This window comes from Enterobacter cloacae complex sp. IR5428 (genome assembly GCF_049238585.1).
In the GTDB taxonomy this organism is placed as follows: Bacteria; Pseudomonadota; Gammaproteobacteria; order Enterobacterales; family Enterobacteriaceae; genus Enterobacter; species Enterobacter intestinihominis.
Genome location: NZ_JBMKHV010000016.1, coordinates 70,411 through 93,887, shown reverse-complemented (window position 1 = coordinate 93,887; position 23,477 = coordinate 70,411). Strand labels below are relative to the sequence as shown.

The 23,477-nt window shown below is 55.0% G+C and carries 21 protein-coding genes and 5 tRNA genes; 9 read left to right on the top strand and 17 right to left on the bottom strand.

Annotated elements, in window-relative coordinates; all coding sequences use genetic code 11:
• The 5 genes from ACOTXC_RS19690 to ACOTXC_RS19670 form a co-directional block, all read right to left on the bottom strand.
• A partial coding sequence (locus tag ACOTXC_RS19690; protein ID WP_000031677.1) for a GTP-binding protein occupies positions 1-271 on the bottom strand: 271 nt, incomplete at its 3' end.
• Positions 272-389: 118 nt separating this feature from the next.
• Positions 390-465: transfer RNA gene (locus ACOTXC_RS19685), tRNA-Thr, on the bottom strand.
• Between the two features lie 6 nt (positions 466-471).
• A tRNA-Gly gene (locus tag ACOTXC_RS19680) sits at positions 472-546 on the bottom strand.
• 116 nt (positions 547-662) lie between these two features.
• A tRNA-Tyr gene (locus ACOTXC_RS19675) sits at positions 663-747 on the bottom strand.
• A gap of 8 nt (positions 748-755) precedes the next feature.
• A tRNA-Thr gene (locus tag ACOTXC_RS19670) sits at positions 756-831 on the bottom strand.
• A gap of 317 nt (positions 832-1,148) precedes the next feature.
• Between ACOTXC_RS19670 and coaA the strand changes: the two genes are divergently transcribed.
• A complete protein-coding gene (coaA, locus tag ACOTXC_RS19665; RefSeq protein ID WP_032622068.1) occupies positions 1,149-2,099 on the top strand; it encodes a type I pantothenate kinase in 951 nt (316 codons plus the stop codon).
• 42 nt (positions 2,100-2,141) lie between these two features.
• On the opposite strand, the gene dppF is transcribed toward coaA, so the two are convergent.
• The 9 genes from dppF to ACOTXC_RS19620 form a co-directional block, all read right to left on the bottom strand.
• A complete protein-coding gene (dppF, locus tag ACOTXC_RS19660) occupies positions 2,142-3,140 on the bottom strand; it encodes a dipeptide ABC transporter ATP-binding subunit DppF (protein ID WP_417930207.1) in 999 nt (332 codons plus the stop codon).
• Positions 3,137-4,120, bottom strand: coding sequence for a dipeptide ABC transporter ATP-binding protein (gene dppD, locus ACOTXC_RS19655; protein WP_010426220.1), 984 nt, complete (start codon positions 4,118-4,120; stop codon positions 3,137-3,139). The genes dppF and dppD overlap by 4 nt, the downstream gene beginning before the upstream one ends.
• Before the next feature lie 10 nt (positions 4,121-4,130).
• Positions 4,131-5,033 carry a dipeptide ABC transporter permease DppC gene (gene dppC, locus ACOTXC_RS19650; protein WP_022646697.1) on the bottom strand — a complete coding sequence of 301 codons (903 nt, stop codon included), beginning with the start codon at positions 5,031-5,033 and terminating at the stop codon, positions 4,131-4,133.
• Positions 5,034-5,042: 9 nt separating this feature from the next.
• On the bottom strand, positions 5,043-6,062 hold the full coding sequence (gene dppB / locus ACOTXC_RS19645) for a dipeptide ABC transporter permease DppB (protein WP_022646696.1): 1,020 nt from the start codon (positions 6,060-6,062) through the stop codon (positions 5,043-5,045).
• A 161-nt stretch (positions 6,063-6,223) separates the two neighbouring features.
• Positions 6,224-7,831: a dipeptide ABC transporter periplasmic-binding protein DppA gene (gene dppA / locus ACOTXC_RS19640; protein WP_022646695.1), complete on the bottom strand. Its 1,608-nt coding sequence runs from the start codon at positions 7,829-7,831 to the stop codon at positions 6,224-6,226.
• 621 nt (positions 7,832-8,452) lie between these two features.
• Positions 8,453-8,529: transfer RNA gene (locus tag ACOTXC_RS19635), tRNA-Pro, on the bottom strand.
• A gap of 91 nt (positions 8,530-8,620) precedes the next feature.
• On the bottom strand, positions 8,621-10,315 hold the full coding sequence (eptB, locus tag ACOTXC_RS19630) for a kdo(2)-lipid A phosphoethanolamine 7''-transferase (protein WP_022646694.1): 1,695 nt from the start codon (positions 10,313-10,315) through the stop codon (positions 8,621-8,623).
• A 239-nt stretch (positions 10,316-10,554) separates the two neighbouring features.
• Positions 10,555-11,757, bottom strand: a complete 1,203-nt coding sequence (locus tag ACOTXC_RS19625; protein WP_023299065.1) for an L-lactate MFS transporter — start codon at positions 11,755-11,757, stop codon at positions 10,555-10,557.
• Between the two features lie 236 nt (positions 11,758-11,993).
• Positions 11,994-12,536: a lipase gene (locus tag ACOTXC_RS19620; protein WP_126490046.1), complete on the bottom strand. Its 543-nt coding sequence runs from the start codon at positions 12,534-12,536 to the stop codon at positions 11,994-11,996.
• 159 nt (positions 12,537-12,695) lie between these two features.
• Between ACOTXC_RS19620 and tag the strand changes: the two genes are divergently transcribed.
• Entirely contained in the window at positions 12,696-13,277 is a 582-nt protein-coding gene (tag, locus tag ACOTXC_RS19615) for a DNA-3-methyladenine glycosylase I (RefSeq protein WP_022646691.1), read from the top strand.
• Entirely contained in the window at positions 13,255-13,695 is a 441-nt protein-coding gene (locus ACOTXC_RS19610) for an N-acetyltransferase (RefSeq protein WP_022646690.1), read from the top strand. Before tag ends, ACOTXC_RS19610 begins: the two co-directional genes overlap by 23 nt.
• Here the strand turns inward: ACOTXC_RS19610 and ACOTXC_RS19605 are convergent.
• Positions 13,664-16,033, bottom strand: a complete 2,370-nt coding sequence (locus tag ACOTXC_RS19605) for a molybdopterin guanine dinucleotide-containing S/N-oxide reductase (protein WP_180251107.1) — start codon at positions 16,031-16,033, stop codon at positions 13,664-13,666. The genes ACOTXC_RS19610 and ACOTXC_RS19605 overlap by 32 nt on opposite strands.
• 122 nt (positions 16,034-16,155) lie before the next feature.
• Here ACOTXC_RS19605 and ACOTXC_RS19600 point away from each other — a divergent pair, with 122 nt between their 5' ends.
• From ACOTXC_RS19600 to ghrB, 6 genes are all read left to right on the top strand, one after another.
• Positions 16,156-16,818 (top strand): OmpA family lipoprotein, encoded by a 663-nt coding sequence (locus tag ACOTXC_RS19600; protein ID WP_063152728.1) that lies wholly within the window; start codon positions 16,156-16,158, stop codon positions 16,816-16,818.
• A 158-nt stretch (positions 16,819-16,976) separates the two neighbouring features.
• The gene (locus ACOTXC_RS19595; RefSeq protein ID WP_063146908.1) at positions 16,977-17,993 is read left to right on the top strand and encodes a LacI family DNA-binding transcriptional regulator; all 1,017 of its coding nucleotides are present in this window, start codon (positions 16,977-16,979) and stop codon (positions 17,991-17,993) included.
• A 102-nt stretch (positions 17,994-18,095) separates the two neighbouring features.
• Positions 18,096-18,845, top strand: coding sequence for a sugar phosphate isomerase/epimerase family protein (locus tag ACOTXC_RS19590; RefSeq protein WP_023305240.1), 750 nt, complete (start codon positions 18,096-18,098; stop codon positions 18,843-18,845).
• Positions 18,846-18,848: 3 nt separating this feature from the next.
• Positions 18,849-19,787 (top strand): sugar kinase, encoded by a 939-nt coding sequence (locus ACOTXC_RS19585; protein ID WP_063850214.1) that lies wholly within the window; start codon positions 18,849-18,851, stop codon positions 19,785-19,787.
• Positions 19,788-19,904: 117 nt separating this feature from the next.
• A complete protein-coding gene (locus tag ACOTXC_RS19580; protein WP_001089079.1) occupies positions 19,905-21,185 on the top strand; it encodes an MFS transporter in 1,281 nt (426 codons plus the stop codon).
• Positions 21,186-21,211: 26 nt separating this feature from the next.
• Positions 21,212-22,186: a glyoxylate/hydroxypyruvate reductase GhrB gene (ghrB, locus tag ACOTXC_RS19575; protein WP_022646684.1), complete on the top strand. Its 975-nt coding sequence runs from the start codon at positions 21,212-21,214 to the stop codon at positions 22,184-22,186.
• Positions 22,187-22,244: 58 nt separating this feature from the next.
• Here ghrB and cspE read toward each other — a convergent pair whose 3' ends face one another.
• Both cspE and ACOTXC_RS19565 read right to left on the bottom strand, forming a co-directional pair.
• Positions 22,245-22,457, bottom strand: a complete 213-nt coding sequence (cspE, locus tag ACOTXC_RS19570) for a transcription antiterminator/RNA stability regulator CspE (RefSeq protein WP_003860775.1) — start codon at positions 22,455-22,457, stop codon at positions 22,245-22,247.
• A gap of 243 nt (positions 22,458-22,700) precedes the next feature.
• A complete protein-coding gene (locus ACOTXC_RS19565; protein ID WP_023299059.1) occupies positions 22,701-23,411 on the bottom strand; it encodes a DUF3053 domain-containing protein in 711 nt (236 codons plus the stop codon).
• Between the last annotated feature and the right edge of the window lie 66 nt (positions 23,412-23,477).

Here is a 23,477-nt window from a genome sequence, read left to right as displayed (position 1 = left end):
TTTTAACATAGTCGGCGTGGCCTGGGCAGTCTACGTGTGCGTAGTGGCGAGTCGGGGTGTCATACTCAACGTGAGAGGTGTTGATGGTGATACCACGAGCTTTTTCTTCTGGTGCGTTATCGATCTGATCGAAAGCACGAGCAGCACCGCCGTAGGTTTTAGCCAGTACGGTAGTGATTGCAGCGGTCAGCGTTGTTTTACCATGGTCAACGTGGCCGATAGTACCGACGTTAACGTGCGGTTTTGTACGTTCAAACTTTTCTTTAGACATCGATTGTCCCTCTAAGACACGGATAAATCGGTGATATCACCACATCAACCAGGCGAAAATGCCTGAACTGTTGAATACATTTACATTGAAACAGAGAGAAAGGGAGGGAGAAGTGAAGTGGTGCTGATACCCAGAGTCGAACTGGGGACCTCACCCTTACCAAGGGTGCGCTCTACCAACTGAGCCATATCAGCACGTATTGGAGCGGGCAGCGGGAATCGAACCCGCATCATCAGCTTGGAAGGCTGAGGTAATAGCCATTATACGATGCCCGCATCCTGAAACTCGGCTACCCAGTTCTTTCTGTAACAAAAAAAGAGATTTCTCTCTTTTCTGTTCGAGCTGGTCAATTTTTCCAACCAGCTCCGGCGGCGTTGACGCTGCCAGAAAGTGGTGGTGGGGGAAGGATTCGAACCTTCGAAGTCTGTGACGGCAGATTTACAGTCTGCTCCCTTTGGCCGCTCGGGAACCCCACCGGACTTGATGGTGCCGACTACCGGAATCGAACTGGTGACCTACTGATTACAAGTCAGTTGCTCTACCTACTGAGCTAAGTCGGCATCAAGTAGCGCGCATTCTATGGAGACCTGCGCAGTCATGCAACTAAAAAATTGCATAAAACGTTCTTTCGCTCACATTTTATTCGAAACCAGGGCTAACCGCTGTAAATTCATCCGCTCGTGATTAAAAATCCAACATGAACGCCTGATTTCGGCACGCTATAGCCCCGGGTGATGCCTGCCCGGTTAAGCATCGCTTTCCCATATTTTTTCTTATTATTCCTCTCATCTGGTGTTAACCTCCTGCCCATTGTCCAAAATTAACTATGTGATGAGCCCGCACCCGCCGTTTCGTGATGGTTCACAGAAGCATGCTTATGAGCAAAAAAGAGCAAACGTTAATGACGCCCTATCTTCAGTTTAACCGTAGCCAGTGGGCAGCCCTGCGTGACTCCGTCCCTATGACACTGACGGAAGGTGAAATCGCACGGCTAAAAGGGATAAACGAAGATCTCTCCCTGGAAGAGGTGGCAGAAATCTATCTCCCCCTCTCTCGCTTGCTTAACTTTTATATCAGCTCCAACTTGCGTCGTCAGGCCGTACTGGAACAGTTCCTCGGCACGAACGGTCAACGTATTCCTTATATCATCAGTATTGCGGGCAGCGTGGCAGTGGGTAAAAGTACCACCGCGCGCGTGCTACAGGCGCTGCTGAGCCGCTGGCCGGAACACCGCAGCGTGGAGCTGATCACCACCGACGGCTTCCTGCATCCCAATGAGGTGTTGAAAGAACGCGGCCTGATGAAGAAGAAGGGCTTCCCGCTCTCTTATGATATGCACCGCCTGGTAAAGTTTGTCTCTGATTTAAAATCGGGCGTGCCGAACGTTACCGCACCGGTCTACTCGCATCTGATCTACGACCGCATCCCGGATGGTGACAAAACGGTGGTGCAGCCCGACATCCTGATTCTGGAGGGCTTAAACGTACTGCAAAGCGGGATGGATTACCCTCACGATCCGCATCACGTGTTTGTCTCTGACTTCGTCGATTTCTCAATTTATGTGGATGCGCCTGAAGATCTGTTGCAACGCTGGTATATCAACCGCTTCCTGAAGTTCCGTGAAGGGGCGTTCACCGACCCGGATTCTTACTTCCACAACTACGCTCAGCTCTCTGAAGAAGAGGCTATCAACGTGGCGACCGGGCTGTGGAATGAGATCAACTACGTCAACCTCAAAGAGAACATCCTGCCGACGCGCGAACGTGCAAGCCTGATCCTCACCAAGAGTGAGAAACACGCCGTTGACCAGATTCGTTTACGGAAGTAGATCTCAGACGTAAAAAAACCGGCTTATCGCCGGTTTTTTCCTTTATGCATGCGGCTTTTCGCCGTTTTCATCCTGATCGACCGCGAAGCAGGCCACCAGCTGTCCGCCATAATCTTTCAGTTGTGGCTGCAACTGCGTACACGGACCGAAGCGGCGACGGCAGCGGGCGTTGAACGCACATCCCGGCGGCGGGTTAAGCGGGCTTGGTAACTCGCCGGTCAGCTTAATGCGCTCACGACGGTCATCCGGGTTCAGTCGCGGCGTCGCAGACAGTAGTGCCTGAGTATATGGATGACGCGGGTTATTAAAGATCTGATCTTTCGTCCCCTTCTCTACGCAGCGTCCCAGATACATCACCATCACCTCATCGGCAATGTGCTCAACCACAGACAGGTCATGGGAGATGAAAACGTACGACAGCCCAAGATCCTGCTGTAAATCCATCATCAGGTTCAGCACCTGCGCACGCACGGATACGTCGAGCGCCGAAACCGGTTCATCGGCAATCACCACGTCCGGGTCGAGCATCAGACCACGGGCGATGGCGATACGCTGACGTTGACCGCCAGAGAACATATGCGGATAGCGATCGTAATGCTCGGTTTTCAGGCCCACCTTCGCCATCATCGCCAGCGCTTTTTCACGACGCTGCTCTTTGCTCAGGTTGCTGTTGATCAGCAGCGGCTCTTCCAGAATCTGCCCCACTTTTTTTCGCGGGTTCAGCGAACCATACGGATTCTGGAACACAATCTGGATTTTCTGACGTCGCAGTTTCTGCGCCTGCGGATCGTGCTTGAGCAGATCCTGGCCCTGATAGTAAAGCTCGCCGCCAGTCGGAACTTCAATCATCGTTAACAGACGGCCCAGCGTGGACTTCCCACAGCCAGATTCCCCTACCACCGCCAGCGTTTTTCCGCGTTCGAGAGTAAAGGAGACACCATCCAGCGCTTTTACCAGGCGCTCAGAAGCAAAGAGGCCCTTCTTCACCGGGTAATGTTTTTTCAGGTCGATGGCCTGCAACAGCATTTGTTGCGTACTCATAGTGTTGGCCTCCCGGCATCATCGAGTGGGTAGTGGCATTTCGACTGACGTCCGTCAGCTAACAGGTTCAGCTCCGGCTCGTCGACGCGGCATTTATCCGTCGCATACGGGCAGCGCGGGTTAAGCAGACAGCCCTGAGGACGGTCATATTTACCCGGTACCACCCCCGGCAGCGAGGCCAGACGCGCTTTATCCTGCGCGAACTCCGGCAGCGCGCGCAGCAGCGCCTGCGTATAGGGATGACGCGGGGCCCGGAAGATATCGTGTGAACTCCCGGTCTCCACCACCTGGCCTGCATACATCACAATGATTTTGTGTGCCGCTTCAGCCACCAGCGCCAGATCGTGCGTAATCAGCACCAGCGCCATATTCTCTTTCTGCTGCAACTCCAGCAGTAGCTCAATAATTTGCGCCTGAATGGTCACGTCCAGCGCGGTTGTCGGTTCATCGGCAATCAGCAGTTTTGGTCGACAGGCAATGGCCATCGCGATCATTACACGCTGACTCATCCCACCGGACAACTGGTGCGGATAAACGTCCAGACGCGATGCCGGATCGGGTATACCCACCTGCGTTAGCAGGTCAATAGCGCGCTGGCGACGGGTTTGCTTGTTACCGCCCTGGTGCACCTTAATGGCTTCCATAATCTGGAAACCCACGGTGTAACACGGGTTCAGACTGGTCATCGGGTCCTGGAAGATCATCGCCACTTCCGCTCCCACCAGCTGGCGGCGCTGTTTTTCGGAAATGCGCTGCAGATCCTGACCATTGAACTCCAGGCTTTCCGCCATTACGCGGCCGGGATAGTCAATCAGCCCCATGATTGCCAGTGAACTCACTGACTTACCGGAACCGGACTCCCCAACGATACCAACCACTTCGCCCTGATTTACGCTATAGCTGATGCGGTCCACAGCACGAAACGGTGTGCCTTCATCGCCGAAGTGCACCGATAATTTATCTACATTTAATAACGCCATCTCGTGCCTCTTACTGCTTCAGTTTGGGATCAAGTGCATCACGCAGACCATCACCCATCAGGTTGAATGCCAGCACCGTCAGCAGAATCGCCAGACCCGGGAAGGTGACGACCCACCAGGCGCTTTGCGCGAACTGCAACACGTCGGAGAGCATGGTGCCCCATTCCGGTGTTGGCGGCTGCGCACCCATGCCAAGGAAGCCAAGAGCGGCCATATCAAGAATGGCGTTAGAAAAACCGAGCGACGCCTGAACAATCAGCGGTGCAAGGCAGTTAGGAAGAATATTGACGAACATCTGGCGCATCGCCCCCGCACCCGCCACTCGAGATGCCGTTACATAATCGCGGTTCACCTCGACCAGCACGGCCGCACGGGTTAATCGGACATAGTGAGGAAGCGCAACGAACGTTAGCGCGAGCGCGGCATTGCCTATCGAAGGACCAAAGACCGCGACCAGCACCAGGGCCAGCAGAAGGCTTGGCAATGCCAGCATGATATCGACGATACGCATGATGACGTTATCAACGATGCCGCCGAAGTAGCCCGCCACCAGACCAAGCACAACGCCCATGATCAGCGACAACACCACCACGAGACAGCCAACCAGCAGAGAGAGGCGCGCGCCGTACATCAGACGAGACAGCACATCGCGGCCAACGTCATCAGTACCGAGCAGGTGCGTCAGGCTACCACCTTCCTGCCAGGCCGGTGGCGCGAGCAGCGCATCACGGAACTGGTCCGCGGGGTTATACGGCGCAAGGAAGTTCGCAAACACCGCAATCAGGATCATGATGGAAACATATACCAGCCCGACGACCGCTCCTTTGTTGCGCTTGAAGTAGTGCCAGAATTCCTGCATCGGCGTCATTGGCACCGGTGCGGTAACCGCTTTATTTTGAGTAACTTGTGACATGATGGCCCCTTACTTCTTATGACGAATACGCGGGTTCACCACGCCGTACAGCAAATCGACCAGCAGGTTGACGAGGATAATCATCGTCGCGACCAGCAATACACCGCCCTGCACAACCGGATAGTCACGGCGTTGCAGCGCATCAATCAACCAGCGTCCAAGGCCTGGCCAGGAGAAGATGGTTTCGGTCAGGATCGCCCCGGCCAGCAGCGTACCGACCTGCAAACCGATAACGGTCACCACCGGCAGCATGGCGTTACGCAGGGCATGAATGATGATGACGCGCATACGGGTCAGACCTTTAGCGCGGGCAGTACGAATATAATCTTCGCCCAGCACTTCCAGCATGGAGGAACGAGTCATACGCACGATCACCGCAAGTGGGATGGTGCCAAGCACCATTGCAGGCAGGATCATGTGCGCAACCGCATCAATGAAGTTGCCCTCTTCGCCCCAGATCGCCGTATCAATCAGCATAAAGCCGGTTAACGGGTTGGTGTCGTCAAGGAAAACCATATCGCTGACACGTCCGGAGACCGGCGTCAGGTTCCACTGCACCGAGACCAGCATGATCAGCATCATGCCCCACCAGAAGATAGGCATGGAGTAGCCGGTCAGTGCCAGGCCAACGGCGGTGTGGTCGAAAATAGAGCCACGCTTAACGGCAGCCAGCACGCCGACGGGAATCCCCACCGCGGTCGCGAAGATCATGGCGCAGATGCCGAGTTCCAGCGTCGCCTGGAAACGCGGCACGAACTCGTCCCACACCGGAAGACGGCTTTTCAGTGAAATCCCTAAATCGCCGTGTAATACGCCCCAGATGTAGTGGAGGTACTGCTGCCACATCGGCTTATCAAGGCCGAGTTCAGCCAGCAGTTGCGCATGACGTTCAGGGGAGATACCACGCTCGCCCGCCATAATCATCACCGGATCACCCGGGATCATATGGACGAAGGCAAAAGTGAGAAGGGTGATACCGATAAACGTCGGGATAACCAGTCCCAGACGTCGGAGGATGAACTGCAACATAACCCGGATTCTCTCTGATGACGCACGCTCAGTAGCGTGACGTCTGTATTGCTCACAAATGTAAATTCCCTCTCCCTTCGGGAGAGGGTTAGGGTGAGGGGATGCATGCACGCCCCTCACCCCTGCCCTCTCCCACAGGGAGAGGGAGAACACCCTACTTATTATTCAACAGACACGTTTTCGAAGTGGTGTTTGCCCAGTGGATCGACCACGTAGCCCTTCACTTCTTTACGCACTGGCTCGTACACGGTGGAGTGAGCAACAATCAACGCCGGAGCCTGATCGTGCATGACAACCTGAGCTTGCTTGTACAGTTCGATACGTTTGTTGTGATCATCGGTCGCACGCGCCGGCTGGATCAGGTCTTCAAACGGCTTGTAGCACCAGCGAGAGTAGTTGGAACCGTCTTTCGCTGCCGCACAGCTGAACAGGGTCGCGAAGAAGTTGTCCGGATCCCCGTTGTCGCCGGTCCAGCCCATCATGACCGCCTGGTGTTCGCCCGCTTTGGCGCGTTTCAGGTACTCGCCCCACTCGTAGGTCACAATTTTGGCCTGTACGCCAATCTTCGCCCAGTCAGCCTGAACCATTTCCGCCATACGACGTGCGTTCGGGTTGTAAGGACGCTGTACCGGCATCGCCCACAGCTCAACGGTGAAACCTTTATCCTGGCCCGCTTCTTTCAGCAGCGCTTTCGCTTTCTCAGGATCGTAGGTGTAGTCCTTAATGTCGTCGTTATAGCCCCACATGGTTGGTGGGATCAGGTTCTTGGCCGCAACGCCAGCGCCCTGGTAAACGGCTTTGATGATCGCTTCTTTGTTCACCGCGTAGGTCAGCGCCTGACGCACTTTCACGTCATCGAACGGTTTCTTCTCGGTGTTGAAGGAGAGATAACCCACGTTCAGGCCCGCCTGCTCCATCAGGTTGATATTTTTGTCCTGCTTCATGCGCGCGATGTCAGCCGGGTTTGGATACGGCATCACCTGACATTCGTTTTTCTGCAATTTTGCGTAACGCACGGATGCGTCAGGCGTGATGGAGAAGACCAGACGGTCGATCTGCGGCTTGGTGCCCCAGTAGCCCGGGAAGGCTTTATACAGAATACGGGAATCTTTCTGGTACTGAAGCAGCTGGAACGGGCCGGTACCGATTGGGTTCAGGTCCACTTTTTCCGGCGTGCCGGCTTTCAGCATGTTGTCCGCGTACTCTTTAGAGAGAATAGAGGCGAAGTCCATCGCCAGGTCAGCGAGGAATGGCGCTTCCGGACGCGTCAGCACGAACTGAACGGTTTTATCGTCCACTTTTTTCACTTCAGCAATCAGGTCTGGCAGACCCATCCCTTCGAAGTATTCATAGCTGCCGCCAGACACTTTATGGTACGGGTTCTGGGCATTTTTTTGACGGTCGAAGGAGAACACTACGTCATCGGCGTTAAAGTCGCGCGTAGGTTTGAATTCTTTGCTGTCCTGCCACTTCACGCCCTGACGCAGGTGGAAGGTATAGGTTTTACCGTCTTCGCTGATATCCCACTTTTCAGCCAGGCCAGGAATCACTTCCGTGGTACCGGTTTTAAATTCAACCAGACGGTTATAGATCGGTACAGAGCTTGCGTCGTAAGTCGTACCAGAGGTAAAGAGCTGTGGGTTAAAGCCTTCCGGAGAGCCTTCAGAACAGTAAACCAGGGTTTTTGCCTGTACGCTTGCTGCGACGGTCATGGCCACCAGGCTCAGACCAAGCTTCAGCATCCCTGACTTCTTCAAGGAAATACTCATTATTGTGCTCCAATGTGATGTTTTGCTTTGTTGTGTTACGCCGCCTGACCTTTATTTATTTTTTACCCGGTCCGGTCGGTGATGCCCGAGGGCGTTAAAAGGGATAGAGAATCCTTTCAGAAGAGCGTTTGAGTTGCAGCGCAGATCCTCCCTGAAATGCCCCTCGTGCCCTACAATCTGTCAACAGAATGTGAAAACGTCAATACAGGTGGCGGGGATTTACGTGGAGTGTGAGAAACCGCAAACAAAGATTAAAAAAACCCTGACCGTGAGTTTTCAGCAGAGAAATTTATGCTACTCGCCATGATGCAGCACAATTATCTTCATATTTCGCAACACTCAGTGATTAAGTTTTATTCAGAATGGGTAAATTTTCTTACAGAATGGTGATTATCTGAGCACTAAATACCGCGAACGTTAAAACGCACAGCGAAAAATGCTGAGGTTATCCATAAGCAACGCGAAAAAAGATCAAACTATATATAAAAAAATACAATGGATTATGTCACAAAACCGCAAGCAGGCAGGGGGAAGCAGGGCTAAGGGGTATTTTGAGGACTCGTGCGGGGTAACGCGTTAATGCAAAAAGGGCTAACCTTGCGGTTAGCCCTTTTTAGAATGTGGTCGGCGAGAGAGGATTCGAACCTCCGACCCACTGGTCCCAAACCAGTTGCGCTACCAAGCTGCGCTACTCGCCGAATGCGGAGCGCATCTTACTGCTGAGGTGCGCCCTCGTCAATCCCTTATTTTCAAAAAGCCATTCAACTGGCGATATTCTCGCCAGACCAGCTACTGCGCGGCTTTTGTGGTGTTATCAGGGAGTTTACACCAGTTGTTGTTTTCGTTAATCCCACCGTTCGGTGAGGTATAGCCGAGACAGCCCATAATAGTGTCGTACAGCTCAACGTGACGGCGCGGTACCTTAATCTCTGCCTGCTGTTTCAGGTGGGCAAACATTTTGGCTTTGTCCGGGTTTTCCAGATACTTGTCCGACATCCACATGATCATCGGCACGCGGAACTGCTCTGGTGGCGCCAGCTTACGCGGCGTACCGTGTAAATGCTCTTTCTCGTTGATGGACTCGCCGTGGTCGGCCGCGTAGATCACAATCGCTTTCTTATCGCGAAGCTGGTCAATCACCCGGCTGAGGAAGGTATCCACATACAGAATCGAGTTATCATAGGCATTGATCAACTCCTGCTTGCTACAGTTCTTGTTAATGCCGACGCACTCAGGCGTCCATTTGGCGAAATCGCGCGTGTAACGCTGATAGTAGCTGTAGTGTGACCCTTTGGTATGCAGAACAATAAGGTGCTTACCCTGCGGATGGTTTTTCAGCGACTGTTCCATCTCAGAGAGCAGCAGCATGTCATCAACGTTCTTTCCGCGGTTACGCGGCTCGGCGCCAATCTGCTCGCGGTAGGCGATGTTATCCGCCATGGTGTTGGTGTAGAACCACATCTCACTTTGCATGGCGAACAGATCGGAGCTAAATCCAAGCTGCTTCAGAACAGCAAATACGTTTTGCTCTTTGAGAGTGCGCTGAGGGTTATCACTCGCACCGCCCTCGCGAACAAACATACAGCGCAACGAGAGCTTCGTGGCGGTATCGCAGGAGTAGCCGCGGTATGCCACCAGATTCTTTTCCTGCGCCAGTTTCGGGGTGGTATCGCGGTCATAACCGAGAATACCCATATGATCCCAGCGCGTCGTTTCGCCGATAACGAAGACCACGTAAGTATCATCCAGCCCGTCAGCCGGAGCCTGGTAGGTGAACTTTTTGGTCGGGTTAATCAGCGATTTCACATCGCTGGATTCGTCCGCCTGAGCCCAGGCGTAAAGACCTAACGCCGACAGCCAGTTAGACGGCAGGTACGAGTTAGCCACCACGCCGCCGTAGCTTGGCATATCCACGCCTGTCGCTTTTTCGATCCGTTTTTGCTGCTTTTCCATCAGGCGAATAGGCGCCCATACCAGCAGACCCGCCAGAAGAACGACGGCGACGTTGCGGATGCGCTGTCCCCGGGTACGCAACTGGCGTAACAGGGTGTAGCGACAGGTGTTACTCCAGATAAAGAAGAGCGGGATCAGGCAGGTCAGAATCGTCCACAGGATGAACCCTTGGCCCACCACCTCTTTCGAGAGGTCGATGTCCGTGGTCATCACCGAGGCCACAATACCGTAGCCAATGACCACGTTCATGAATGTCATGTAATAGCTTGCGGCGGCGGAGATAATCACCACCAGCGAGGCCAGAATTTGCCATGTACGACGGCCAAAGAGAGAGAGCAGGCGTAACAGGAAGAAGGTCGCCAGAATTGAGCCAAACACTTCAATCGCGGCAAAAATTCCATTTCTTACAGTGAGGTGTTCGAAATAACCTTCCACTCGTCTGAACAGCACCGCGCCATTCAGAAACAAACCGATATAGACAGCCAGCATCAGACACAATCTTTGCTGGGTAAGAGACCTAATATATTTCATGCAAACAACCCTGGGGGAAGGGGTATAAAAACCCGCCGAATCTCAGTGAGAAAGCTGACAGAGTAAGTAGATGCGAGAGAAACCGTTATCAGAAACGTCTACAAGCGCGATAAGTAGACCACAGCAGGGAAGAAAAGTGGCAGCAGAGAATGTGAATCGATGAAGATTTTTACAAAATAGCAAGTCCGGAAGCGATTTAGAAATAAATAAAAGAGGCCCTGCGGCCTCTTTTCATCGCATCATACATGCGCTTCTTTATACAGTTCGCGCTGCGGCTGACGGATCGTGGTGGACAGCGCCAGCGAAATAATCAGCAAAGCGAATATCACGCAGAAGGTCACGTAGAAGCCGCCAAACAGCGAGGCAATCAGTGAACCGCAAATACTGCCGATACCGAAGCCGAGATAAATGACGCCGTAGTTTTTCGCCAGGTTGTTCAGGCCGAAGAACTCGCTCACCAGTGACGGGAAGACGGTAATAGTGCCGCCAAAGTTAAAGGCTACGCAGGCAATTGCTGCAAAGAATGTCGCCTCGTTCAGCGGAGCGAACAGCAGTGCTGCCATACCCACCAGGGAGATGACCTGCCCCAGCGTAATCACACGGATACGGGCGATTTTGTCAGACAGGATACCCAGTACCAGACGACCCGAGAGGTTAGCGATGGAGATGACCGTTACCGCGTTTGCCGCCGTCGCCGCGTCCAGTTTTACCATCCCCTGCGCGATATCTTTCGCCACACCGATGACATACAGACCGCTCATGCAGGCCGTCAGGAACATCACCGCCAGCATCCAGTACTGCGGCTTACGCATGGACTGAGCGAGGGTGAAATCGTTCTCCACCACGCCGTTAACGGTTTTCACTTCCTGCTGCGGCGCATCTTTCATCAGCGTGGCGCCGAAGAGGATCATTACCAGCACAATCACGCCCCAGATCATAAAGGTTTTCTCAAGCCCAACCGAGGCCAGCAGATGGGAGTCAATGAATTTGAACCCCAGGCTGCCCAGGCCATATGAACCAATGGCAAACGCGGAGATAAGCCCTTTACGCTCCGGGAACCACTTCACGCAGTTAGACAGCGTCAGCAGATAACCTGCGCCGTCCGCCAGACCCACCAGCACCCCGGCGCTTAGCCACAGCATCATCAGGTTGTTTGAATGTGCCGTCAGGAAGAAGCCCACGCCCAGCAGGATCCCGGAGGCCATGGTTACGCGCTTCACGCCGAAGCGCTCCTGAAGTTTGCCCGCCACGGAAGAGGAAATCGCTAATCCAAGGCTCAGCAAGCCGAAGGAGAATGCCACCTGGCTTATCGGTGCGCCGAGCTTATCGGACAGGGCGCTGTTAAACAGGCTCCAGGTATAGACCGAGCCCAGTGCGAACTGGGTAACGATGGTGCCGAAAAGCGTCAGCCAACGCGTGCGGTTATAAGTTGATGTGTTCATGGCAGTGTCCTGCAAGAGAAATTAAGGAAGTTCGCTGAGGACACGATAAACAAAACCCCAAAACGCCAGGGGTAAAACGGCATGAAATGCAGGAGATACGGAATGAAATGCCTGGAAGCGGGAATGAATGACCTTGCCGGAAAAGAAAACGCTTAAAGGTGAGTGACCACTATCACCACAGCCCGCGCCGTTATTGTATTAAATATGTTACCGCAGCGTTTAAAAAAGTAACAACCCTAAAATTTGGCGCTTAAGCCCAGGGTGTACAAATATTCTTCCTCCGACTGCTGGTTGTAGCTGATCTTCGCCCAGGGATGTAAATCACCATACTGCGTATCAACGCGCCACCCCAACGAGTTCACGCTGGCATGCCAGAGGGGATCGGTAAGCGGCTGCGTGGTAGTTACCTCACCAAATGCATTCACCGTTGCAGGGGGAGCGCCATCAGTGCGCCACGCCATGACGGGGCCGGTGGTAAAATGTCCCGTCACGGGAAAATTCCAGCCAACGCTCAGAACGGTTTCCGCATCTGAACCGGATGGGTCGTTCAGGGCAAAGCCCGCAGCATTCTGCGAATGGTTGATACGCTCCGCGAGAATATCTTCATAACGAGGTTGGTGATCGGCGTCCCATGTATAGCGTTCCGTCGTATTACTTTGTGCATCTGAAACGATATATTCCTGTTGCCACGCAAAAGCGGTGTTACATATAAGCAGGCAGGCTGAGACACCCACCAGGCCAGAAGCAGCATGGCGACCACTGATTTTTTTTAACATCATCAAAGCGACTCCAGAAAGAGCCGAGTTCGGCGATATATGTCATTGTTCGAAGAGGTATTAGGGCGTATAGCCCTGTATTAACTATTGTCTCTTTAGCAAACACGTCAAGCCGGGCAGATTGAAATTTTTGCGTTAACGTATCAGGAAGGGAGATGACCTATGCAACGTTGCGGCTGGGTAAGCCAGGATCAGCTTTATATCGATTATCACGACAAGGAATGGGGCGTGCCGGAAACCGACGGTAAAAAACTGTTTGAAATGATTTGCCTTGAAGGCCAGCAGGCCGGGCTGTCGTGGATCACCGTTCTGAAAAAGCGTGAGAACTATCGCAAGGCCTTCCACCATTTCGATCCGGTTGCGGTGGCCGCCATGACCGACGAAGACGTGGAAAGGCTGGTTCTGGATACCGGTATCATCCGCCATCGCGGTAAAATACAGGCCATTATTGGTAACGCGCGTGCTTATCTGGCGATGGAGCAAAACGGCGAACCCTTCTCAGCTTTTGTCTGGTCGTTTGTGGATAACGAGCCGAAGGTGACGCAGGCCGCCACGCTTGCAGAGATCCCAACGTCTACCCCCGCCTCAGATGCCCTGTCAAAAGCGCTGAAAAAACGCGGCTTTAAGTTTGTGGGCACCACCATCTGTTACTCCTTTATGCAGGCCTGCGGGCTGGTCAATGACCACATTAAGGGCTGCTTCTGCCACCCGGAGGGCCACCATGATCCGCAAATGGCAAAGTGAGGATACCGCTCCGCTTTTGAGTCTGTGGCTGGAGAGCACCACCGAGGCGCATCCGTTTATCGACGCAAGTTACTGGCAAGCGAATGAAGCGGTAGTGCGGGATGATTACCTTCCCGCCGCCGAGACCTGGGTCTGGGAGGAAAACGGAACCCTGTGCGGTTTTATCAGCGTCATGCAGTTCCAGTTCGTGGGGGCGTTGTTTGTCGCCCCGGCGTTCATCGGAAGGGGGATCGGGCGTGCGCTGCTGAACTATGTTCAGCAGCACTACCCGTATTTAACCCTGGAGGTGTATCAGAAAAACGTGCGGGCGGTGAATTTCTATCATGCTCAGGGTTTTCGCATCGAAGACAGCGCCTGGCAGGATGATACCCAACACCCGACGTGGATCATGAGCTGGCAGGCGGATCAAATGCCGTAAGGGGAAGCGCCGGCCCCTCATATTTCTCCACCCATGCCAGCGCCGTATTCCCCGCACAGCCATTCCCCAGCTTCGAGCTGGGGAGATCTTTGGTCAGCACGTTTACGGCGCCGTTCTTACAAATACCGCCCTCTTCCAGCGCCAGATCCGGCCATGCTCCCTGATGAATGCAGAACACGCCTGGGCGGATCCCGTCACTCACCACGGCGCCAGCCAGCACCTGCCCGCGTGCGTTCCAGACGCGAACGAGATCGCCGTCGTTAATCCCCCGCGCCTTTGCATCGTCGCTATTCAGCGCGATCGGCTCACGACCCGCCACCGCATACTGCTCGCGCAGAGCCGAATAGTTGAGCTGGCTGTGCAGACGATGGGCAGGATGGGCAGACAGCAGCTGAAGCTGCCCCGGCTGCGCATTGCCATGCCATTCGTCCGGCTCCAGCCACGCCGGGTGCGGCGGGCAGTCCGCGTAGCCAAAGCTGGCGATGCGCTCGCTGTGGATCACAATCTTCCCGCTTTCGGTTTTTAACGGGTGATTCTCCGGATCGCGACGGAAGTCAGCAAAGCGCACAAACCGTGCGTTCTGCTCGCTTTCCGGCATTTCGAAGAGTTGATTCGCCTCCCAGAATTCAGCAAATGGCGGCAGCGTCACGCCCTGCGCAGCCCCGCGCTGGCAGGCAATCTGGTAAAACGTTTCCAGCCATTGCAGATCCGTTTTGCCCTCGGTGAAACGCTCCCGTCCGCCCGCTTCCCATAATTCACTCAGGTCAGCAAAGACGTCAAAATCATCCCGCGCTTCATCCCGGGGAGCCACGACGCGCTTCATCGGCACCATATGCTGGTTGCTGTAATCCCCCGTCATGGTGAGATCGTTACGCTCGAACGAGGTCGTGGCGGGCAAAACGATATCGGCATGTTTCGCTGACGCGGTCCAGAAGCACTCCGAGATCACCACCAGCTCCGGTTTCTGCCAGGCGCGGATCAGGCGGTTGGTATCCTGGTGATGGGTGAAGTTGGCCCCACCCGCCCACCAGACAAACTTAATATCCGGGAAATGGCGATCCTGACCGTTGTGCTGATAAAACCCGCCGGGGTTCTCCAGAGCTTCAACAATGCGTGCCACCGGAATTTTATCCACAGCGTCCACGCCACCCTGCACCGAGCCCTGCATGGACGCCAGCACCGCCGCTTTACGCGTCGGGTTGCCGCCGTTGGCAAAGTGATAGGAAAGGCCAAAACCGCCGCCGGGTGTGCCAATCTGCCCAAGCATCGCGGCGAGCGTCACCAGCATCCAGTGCTTCTGCTCGCCAAACTGCTGGCGCTGCATCCCCCATCCGGACATGAGCATCGTGACATGGCTATGGAATAACGCTGCCAGTTCGCGGATTTTAGCGGCATCAACGCCGCAAATCGCCGCAGCCCACTCTGCGGTTTTGGCGATACCGTCGGTTTTGCCCGTCAGATAGTCGGCAAATTTATCGAACCCCGTTGTGCAGCGCGTCAGAAATTCCGTGTCGTGCCAGCCCTTCTCCACCAGGGTGTGGGCGATACCCAGCATCATCGCCACGTCGGTGCCCATATGCGGCGCGATCCACTCGGCGCTGTCGCCGAAGAAATCAAGCGTTTCAGAACGCATCGGATCGATACAGATGATGCGCTTGCCGCTTTTGCGCAGCGCATCGAAGTAGGAAACGCCCTGCTCGTCGGACGCATTCCAGGCAATTTTAAGGGTATTGAGCGGGTTGGCGCTCCACAGCACCACCACCTCTGTATGCTCCAGCACCAGCGGCCAGCTGGTCTGCTGCTGATAAACCTCATTCCCGCCCACGACATACGGCATGATCGCCTGCGCCGCGCCGGTCGAGTAATCACCCAGATGGCCGGTATATCCTCCAGCCAGGCTCATGTAGCGTTGCAGCAGGGTTGCGGCCTTATGCAGCACGCCGTTTGAGCGCCAGCCATAGGAGCCGGCAAAAATGGACGACGGGCCATAGCTGTCGCGGATGCGTTTATGCTGCGTATGGATCAGCGCCAGGGCATCGTCCCAGCTCACGCGCACGAACTCATCCTGCCCGCGAATACCTTGCGGTTTATCCGGTGACGCCAGAAAGCCTTTACGCACCATCGGCCAGCGTACGCGAGTTTTGCTATGTACCTGATCGCGAACGACGGTCTGTAAAGAGTTGAGATGGCGCGAAGGCAAAGCCCCGCGAGACGACAGCACGGTGTCGCCATCGGTTTCGACCAGCATCGGCCCCCAGTGGGCGGCGGTCAGAATGGTTTTTGTTGAGGTGCTCAAAGCGTGCGCTCCTGGTTGCGTGCAGGTATGACGGCCTTTCATTGAGGCAGTTTATCGTTTGTGACAAATTTCAGAGTTATACACTGAATTTTCTCCGTATTCGGACGTCATAATCCACTGCCACGTCCGTCGTGGCAAAGAATAAAAAGGATTAAGGAAATAAGATGAAAAAACGCGTACTCGTTATTGCCGCTCTGGTGAGCGGTGCTCTGGCTGTTTCAGGCTGCACAACCAACCCTTACACCGGCGAACGCGAAGCGGGTAAATCCGGCATTGGCGCGGGTATTGGTTCCCTGGTGGGCGCTGGCGTTGGCGCACTCTCCTCCTCCAAGAAAGATCGCGGTAAAGGTGCGCTGATTGGCGCAGCGGCAGGCGCAGCCCTGGGCGGCGGCGTGGGTTATTACATGGATGTGCAGGAAGCAAAACTCCGTGACAAAATGAAAGGTACAGGCGTGAGCGTGACGCGCAGCGGTGACAACATCATCCTGAACATGCCAAACAACGTGACCTTTGACAGCAGCAGCGCGACGCTGAAACCCGCAGGCGCGAACACCCTGACCGGCGTGGCCGCGGTGCTGAAAGAGTACAACAAAACTGCCGTGAACGTGATTGGCTACACCGACAGTACCGGCAGCCAGGATCTGAACATGCGTCTGTCGAAGCAGCGTGCCGATTCCGTGGCCAGCTCGCTGATCACCCAGGGCGTAGAAGCGAACCGCATCCGCACCAGCGGCATGGGTCCGGCTAACCCGATCGCCAGCAACAGCACGGCGGAAGGCAAAGCGCAGAACCGCCGCGTTGAGATTACGTTGAGCCCTGTGCAGTAGGTAAAAGCAAAACGGCAACCCCGTTGCCGTTTTTAGTGTTTGCGCCCTCTCCCGTGGGAGAGGGTTGGGGTGAGGGCATCAGACCGCCACCCGGCAAATTGCTTGATTCGTCAGATTTTCCCGCTAAGGTATTCTCACTAATTTCAGGGAAATCAGCGATGAGCAAACCAACCCGGGCCACCATCAGCGACGTGGCGAAAGCCGCCAAAACCGGTAAAACCAGCATTTCACGCTACCTCAACGGCGAGAAACACCTGCTTTCCGATGCGCTGCTGGCGCGAATTGAACAGGCCATTGCCGATCTCGACTACCGTCCCAGCCTGATGGCGCGCGGCCTCAAGCGGGGTCGTACCCGTCTGATTGGCCTCATCATCGCCGATATCACCAACCCTTACTCCGTTAACGTCCTCAGCGGCATTGAGGCGGCGTGCCGTGAGAAAGGCTTTACCCCGCTGGTCTGTAACACCAATAACGAAGTTGATCAGGAGTTGCACTACCTCGATCTGCTGCGCAGCTATCAGGTGGAAGGGATCGTGGTCAATGCCGTCGGGATGCGCGAAGAGGGACTGAATCGCCTGCAACAATCGTCGCTGCCGATGGTGCTTATTGACCGCAAAATCCCGGAATTTGCCTGCGATGTGGTCGGGCTGGATAACACCCAGGCGGCCACCACTGCTACCGAACATCTGATTGAACAGGGTTTCGAAGCCATTTTGTTCCTGAGCGAACCGCTGGGTATGGTTAACACCCGCCGCGACCGCCTGGCTGCATTTCGTGCCACGCTGGCGCGTTATCCCGGTGTGATCGCCGAAAATGCCGAAATCTCCCTCCATGAAGCCGATCAGCTGGATAATACCCTGCGCCAGTTCCATACCCGCCATCGGGGTATGCGCAAAGCGGTGATCTCCGCGAACGGGGCGCTGACGCTTCAGGTTGCCCGCTCGCTTAAACGCATTGGCCTGCACTGGGGCAGCGACATCGGCTTACTCGGCTTTGATGAACTGGAGTGGGCTGAACTTGCTGGCGTAGGCATTACCACCCTCAAACAACCCACCTGGCAGATCGGCTATGCCGCGGTTGAACAAGTGGTTCGCCGCATTGAAGGCACCCGCGACGCCGTACGCGAGCAGGTTTTTTCTGGCGAGCTGATCGTTCGCGGCTCTACTGCCCGTTAATTTCCCCTTCGTGACAGCGATCATAAATTCAGCATCCCGATCTTTTCTTTGGAACCGGTTCCATCTAGCGTAATACTATCGATTACGCCCTGGAGTCAGGAAATGAGCAGGAAAATTATGGTGGTCACCGCCGCGTATGGCGCGGATCAGGTGCGACAAGCAGGCGGTCAACGGGCGATGCTTCCCGTTATTGCCGGCGCAGGGGCTGATGGCGTTGAAATCCGCCGCGAGCTCTTCAGCAGCGACGAGTTAATGGCCCTGCCTGCGCTCGGCGAGTCCATTGAACTGCTGGGTTTACTGGCGTGCTACTCCGCCCCGGCCCCCCTGTTTATGCCCGATGGAACCCTCAACCCGGATCTTCCGCGCTACCTTAGCGAAGCCAGCACCCTGAACGCGCTGTGGCTTAAAGTCTCGCTGGGCCATTTCAGCGACAAACAACCGCTTGAAGCCCTGCGCGTACTGCTGGATGAAAGCGGCATGACGCTGGTGGTGGAAAACGACCAGACCGACTGCGGTCAGCTCGCTCCGATGCAGCGCTTCAAAGCCGCCTGCCGGGTAATGGCGCTGCCGGTCACGCTGACGTTCGATATGGGCAACTGGCTGTGGGTTGGCGACTCCCCGGAAGAGGCTGCACGTCAGTTGGCTCCCGCCGTGAGCTACATTCATGTGAAGGCCGCGGTCCCGCATAAGGCGCAATTCCGCGCCGTCGCGCCGGATCAGACCGATTCTCGCTGGCGGGATCTGCTTAATCAACTCCCTGCCGATGCGCCACGCGGTATCGAATTTCCGCTGGAAGGGACGGATCTCACCGCCGTCACCCGCCATTACGTCAACCTGCTGCGCGAGGAGTAGACCATGCACAAGACGCTGGATGTCATCACCATCGGCGAGGCCATGGCGATGTTTGTCGCCACCGAAACAGGCGAGCTGAGCGCAGTGGAGCACTTTATCAAACGCGTTGCAGGTGCTGAGCTGAATGTTGCTACCGGCCTTGCGCGGCTGGGGCTGAATGTTGGCTGGGTAAGCCGCGTGGGAAATGACAGCTTTGGCCATTTCGTACTCGACTCGCTGAAAAAAGAGGGCATTGATGCCGCAGGCGTGACTCTCGACGGACGCTTCCCGACGGGCTTTCAGCTGAAATCTAAAGTTGAAAATGGAACCGATCCCATTGTGGAGTATTTCCGTAAAGGCTCAGCGGCAAGCCATCTCTCCGTGGATGATTATCACGCCGCGTATTTCTCCTCCGCGCGCCACCTGCACCTGAGCGGCGTGGCGGCGGCGCTCTCGGCCAGTTCGTACGATTTACTCGATCATGCCGCTTCGGCAATGAAAGCGCAGGGCAAAACGATCTCCTTTGATCCAAACCTGCGTCCGGTGCTGTGGAAAAGCGAAGCGGAGATGGTTGAGAAACTCAACCGACTGGCGTTTCAGGCGGACTGGGTACTGCCGGGGGTAAAAGAGGGAATGATCCTCACTGGCGAGAGCACGCCGGAAGGCATTGCTGATTTTTACCTCAACAAAGGAGTAAAAGCCGTGGTGCTGAAAACCGGTGCTGACGGTGCATGGTTCAAAACTGCCGACGGCGAGCAAGGCGCCGTCGCTGCGGTAAAAGTCGATAACGTGGTCGATACCGTGGGTGCGGGCGATGGGTTTGCCGTCGGGGTCATCAGCGCCCTGCTGGAGGGCAAACCGCTGTCGCAGGCCGTGGCGCGAGGCAACAAAATTGGTTCGCTGGCGATTCAGGTGCAGGGCGACAGCGAAGGATTACCAACACGAGCAGAGCTCGGAGTCTGAATTCTCTCTCCCACAGGGAGAGGGCCAGGGTGAGGGCAGCAATCCGCACCAGATAATTAAGCCACCGTGTACCCTACAGACAACGGCGGCAACAACCTCAACAACAGAGGCAAGCCTATGAACAGTTCGACCAATGCAGTAAAACGCTGGTGGTACATCATGCCAATCGTGTTTATCACGTACAGCCTGGCGTACCTTGATCGTGCCAACTTCAGTTTTGCATCCGCCGCCGGGATCAACGAAGACCTCGGGATCACCAAAGGGGTCTCCTCCCTGCTGGGCGCCCTCTTCTTCCTGGGTTATTTCTTCTTCCAGATCCCCGGCGCGATTTACGCTGAACGCCGCAGCGTGCGAAAGCTCATTTTCATCTGCCTGATCTTATGGGGTGCATGTGCATCGCTGACTGGCGTGGTGAATAACATTCCTGCTCTGGCGGCTATTCGCTTTATTCTCGGCGTGGTTGAGGCGGCCGTCATGCCAGCAATGCTGATTTACATCAGCAACTGGTTCACAAAATCTGAGCGTTCACGTGCCAATACGTTCCTGATACTCGGTAACCCGGTCACCGTGCTGTGGATGTCGGTGGTTTCCGGCTATCTGATCCAGTCCTTCGGCTGGCGCGAGATGTTCATCATCGAAGGGGTTCCCGCGATTATCTGGGCCTTCTGCTGGTGGGTGCTGGTGAAAGATAAGCCAGCCCAGGCAAAATGGCTTTCTGAAGACGAAAAAGCCGCACTCCAGGCGCAGCTGGATAAAGAGCAGCAGGGGCTGAAAGCGGTGCGTAACTACGGCGAAGCCTTCCGCTCCCGGAACGTTATTCTGCTATGCGCACAGTATTTTACCTGGAGTATTGGCGTGTACGGCTTTGTTCTGTGGCTGCCGTCGATTATCCGCAGCGGCGGTGAAAACCTTGGCATGGTGGAAGTGGGCTGGCTGTCATCAGTGCCTTACCTGGCTGCAACCATCGCGATGATTATCGTCTCCTGGGCATCGGACAAGCTGCAAAACCGAAAGCTGTTCGTCTGGCCACTCCTGCTGATCGCTGCTTTTGCCTTCATTGGTTCCTGGGCCGTAGGCGCGAACCACTTCTGGGCCTCGTATACGCTGCTGGTGATTGCGGGTGCGGCCATGTATGCCCCCTATGGTCCGTTCTTTGCCATCATCCCGGAAATGCTGCCGCGTAACGTCGCAGGGGGCGCGATGGCGCTGATCAACAGTATGGGTGCGCTGGGTTCGTTCTTTGGCTCGTGGTTTGTGGGCTATCTGAACGGCGCCACCGGCAGCCCTTCAGCTTCTTACATCTTTATGGGGGTGGCGCTTTTTGCCTCGGTATGGCTTACTCTGATCGTTAAGCCTGCTAATAATCAACAGCTACCCGTCGGCGCACGCCACGCCTGAATCCTTTTAAATCAACGGAGATTAGCATGAAGCCGTCCGTCATTTTGTACAAAGCACTGCCTGAAGATCTGCAAAAACGCCTGGAGGAACACTTTACCGTTACCCGGGTAAAGAACCTCAGCCCGCAAACCGTGGCACAGCACGCCGACGCGTTTGCCTGCGCCGAGGGCCTGCTGGGTTCAAGCGAAAAGGTGGATGCAGCGCTGCTGGAGAAAATGCCGAAGCTTCGTGCAACCTCAACCGTTTCTGTGGGCTACGACAATTTCGACGTGGATGCGCTTAACGCGCGCAACATCCTGCTGATGCACACGCCACATGCTCTGACGGAAACCGTCGCCGACACGCTGATGGCGCTGGTGCTCAGCACTGCTCGTCGCGTGGTGGAGGTGGCTGAGCGCGTGAAAGCGGGCGAATGGACGAAAAGCATTGGCCCGGACTGGTTCGGCGTGGACGTACATGGCAAAACGCTGGGGATTGTTGGGATGGGCCGTATCGGTCTGGCGCTGGCACAGCGCGCCCATTTCGGCTTCAACATGCCCATTCTGTATAATGCACGCCGTCATCACGCTGAAGCTGAAGAACGTTTCAACGCCCGTTACTGCGAGCTTGATACGTTGTTGCAGGAAGCCGACTTTGTCTGCCTGATCCTGCCGCTGACGGATGAAACGCGTCATCTCATCGGCAGGGCGGCGTTTGAAAAGATGAAGAAATCGGCCATTTTCATCAACGCAGGTCGCGGCCCGGTGGTCGATGAGAAGGCGCTGATTGAGGCACTGCAAAACGGTGAGATCCACGCCGCCGGTCTGGACGTGTTTGAACAGGAGCCACTGCCGGTGGATTCTCCGCTACTGAACATGCCAAACGTCGTCGCCCTGCCCCACATCGGCTCAGCCACTCACGAAACACGCTACAACATGGCGGCGACCGCCGTGGATAACCTGATTGCCGCGCTCGGCGGTAAAGTGGATAAGAACTGCGTTAACCCGCAGATACAACAGTAGAAACGAAAAAACCCGCCAGAAGGCGGGTTTTTGAATTTTGTGCTACTGGGTTGGAAGCTTACAGGCTTACAACGTTACCAGCTGCTGGGCCTTTAGCGCCGCTTTCGATGGTGAAGGAAACTTTCTGACCTTCATCCAGAGATTTGTAGCCATCGTTCTGGATAGCAGAGAAGTGTACGAACACGTCTTTAGAGCCATCGTCAGGAGTGATGAAGCCGAAACCTTTATCAGCGTTGAACCATTTTACCAGACCAGTCATTTTAGCAGACATAGAAATTACCTTATTAACAAATATATTGTGCCTTCCGGCTTGATGGATTGCGTTACAGATTTTTAAGCGATGAAGGAAGGGTCACTACGAAGGGTATCTATGGATAACAATCTGGACTGCTTTACTAAACTGCTTTAGGTCTGTGTAACAAACCGACGAAGATAGTTATACCGATATGGTAGAAGAATGACAAGCGTTATTTTCATCATGCATAAAAAAACCCCGCCGAAGCGGGGGTTTTTCTTATTCCGTTGCAGCGACCGCTGCGCTCCAGGCCTGGCTAAAGGCCTGATGCTGGGACGCCAGCGGCCCTATCAGCGTATTGTACTGACTCGCCTGCTGGGAGGTCGGGAACTGGATACCGTTAGAGACGAAGCTCACCTGCGTACCCTGCTCATTAATAAAGTCACCCACCTGAACCAGCTGCTGAGTAAAGACTTGCGCCGCCGGGATCAGTGGTTGCAAGGCGTTTGACGGCTTGGTCACGACTTTCTCATACACCTGGTCATAAACCGGCTTGAGATCCTCGTCCTGCTTCAACGCGGAGCGCGACGCATCAGCCTGCATTTTGGCATTTTGCAGCTGCTGGCTCAGTACCCCAAGCGCGCCATTTGACTGGCGCAGCGGTTCGCGCTGGGTCATATAATCCTGTGGAACGCGGATGGCATTCACGCTATCCACTACCGGGCGAATACCGGAATCCATCGCCTGGCTTACCTGCTGTGAATAGCCATACAGAATGGCGTAATCCGACACGAATGGACCAAACTGTTTTTTCTGATCCGCAGTCAGCGTTGGTAAACGCTCGCCGCTACGCATCACTGTATTCTGTAGAAAATCGATAAACGCTTTGCGCTGATCGCCTTCTTTATCGAAACACCCACTCAGGCTAACAACCATCAACAACGCCGCAATAGGCGCAAACCAGCGAGAGCAGGACTTTCCTGTCGCCATTTTATTACTCCTTTCACCCAAAAAGCGCACACCGGCACACGCGTGCCCAACGCTGACAAGGATAGT

Coding starts and splice junctions, on each gene's coding strand:
- coaA (WP_032622068.1), top strand. CDS start 1,149: ATGAGCAAAAAAGAGCAAACGTTAATGACGCCCTATCTTCAGTTTAAC.
- dppF (WP_417930207.1), bottom strand. CDS start 3,140: ATGAGTACGCAACAAATGCTGTTGCAGGCCATCGACCTGAAAAAACAT.
- dppD (WP_010426220.1), bottom strand. CDS start 4,120: ATGGCGTTATTAAATGTAGATAAATTATCGGTGCACTTCGGCGATGAA.
- dppC (WP_022646697.1), bottom strand. CDS start 5,033: ATGTCACAAGTTACTCAAAATAAAGCGGTTACCGCACCGGTGCCAATG.
- dppB (WP_022646696.1), bottom strand. CDS start 6,062: ATGTTGCAGTTCATCCTCCGACGTCTGGGACTGGTTATCCCGACGTTT.
- dppA (WP_022646695.1), bottom strand. CDS start 7,831: ATGAGTATTTCCTTGAAGAAGTCAGGGATGCTGAAGCTTGGTCTGAGC.
- eptB (WP_022646694.1), bottom strand. CDS start 10,315: ATGAAATATATTAGGTCTCTTACCCAGCAAAGATTGTGTCTGATGCTG.
- ACOTXC_RS19625 (WP_023299065.1), bottom strand. CDS start 11,757: ATGAACACATCAACTTATAACCGCACGCGTTGGCTGACGCTTTTCGGC.
- ACOTXC_RS19620 (WP_126490046.1), bottom strand. CDS start 12,536: ATGATGTTAAAAAAAATCAGTGGTCGCCATGCTGCTTCTGGCCTGGTG.
- tag (WP_022646691.1), top strand. CDS start 12,696: ATGCAACGTTGCGGCTGGGTAAGCCAGGATCAGCTTTATATCGATTAT.
- ACOTXC_RS19610 (WP_022646690.1), top strand. CDS start 13,255: ATGATCCGCAAATGGCAAAGTGAGGATACCGCTCCGCTTTTGAGTCTG.
- ACOTXC_RS19605 (WP_180251107.1), bottom strand. CDS start 16,033: ATGAAAGGCCGTCATACCTGCACGCAACCAGGAGCGCACGCTTTGAGC.
- ACOTXC_RS19600 (WP_063152728.1), top strand. CDS start 16,156: ATGAAAAAACGCGTACTCGTTATTGCCGCTCTGGTGAGCGGTGCTCTG.
- ACOTXC_RS19595 (WP_063146908.1), top strand. CDS start 16,977: ATGAGCAAACCAACCCGGGCCACCATCAGCGACGTGGCGAAAGCCGCC.
- ACOTXC_RS19590 (WP_023305240.1), top strand. CDS start 18,096: ATGAGCAGGAAAATTATGGTGGTCACCGCCGCGTATGGCGCGGATCAG.
- ACOTXC_RS19585 (WP_063850214.1), top strand. CDS start 18,849: ATGCACAAGACGCTGGATGTCATCACCATCGGCGAGGCCATGGCGATG.
- ACOTXC_RS19580 (WP_001089079.1), top strand. CDS start 19,905: ATGAACAGTTCGACCAATGCAGTAAAACGCTGGTGGTACATCATGCCA.
- ghrB (WP_022646684.1), top strand. CDS start 21,212: ATGAAGCCGTCCGTCATTTTGTACAAAGCACTGCCTGAAGATCTGCAA.
- cspE (WP_003860775.1), bottom strand. CDS start 22,457: ATGTCTGCTAAAATGACTGGTCTGGTAAAATGGTTCAACGCTGATAAA.
- ACOTXC_RS19565 (WP_023299059.1), bottom strand. CDS start 23,411: ATGGCGACAGGAAAGTCCTGCTCTCGCTGGTTTGCGCCTATTGCGGCG.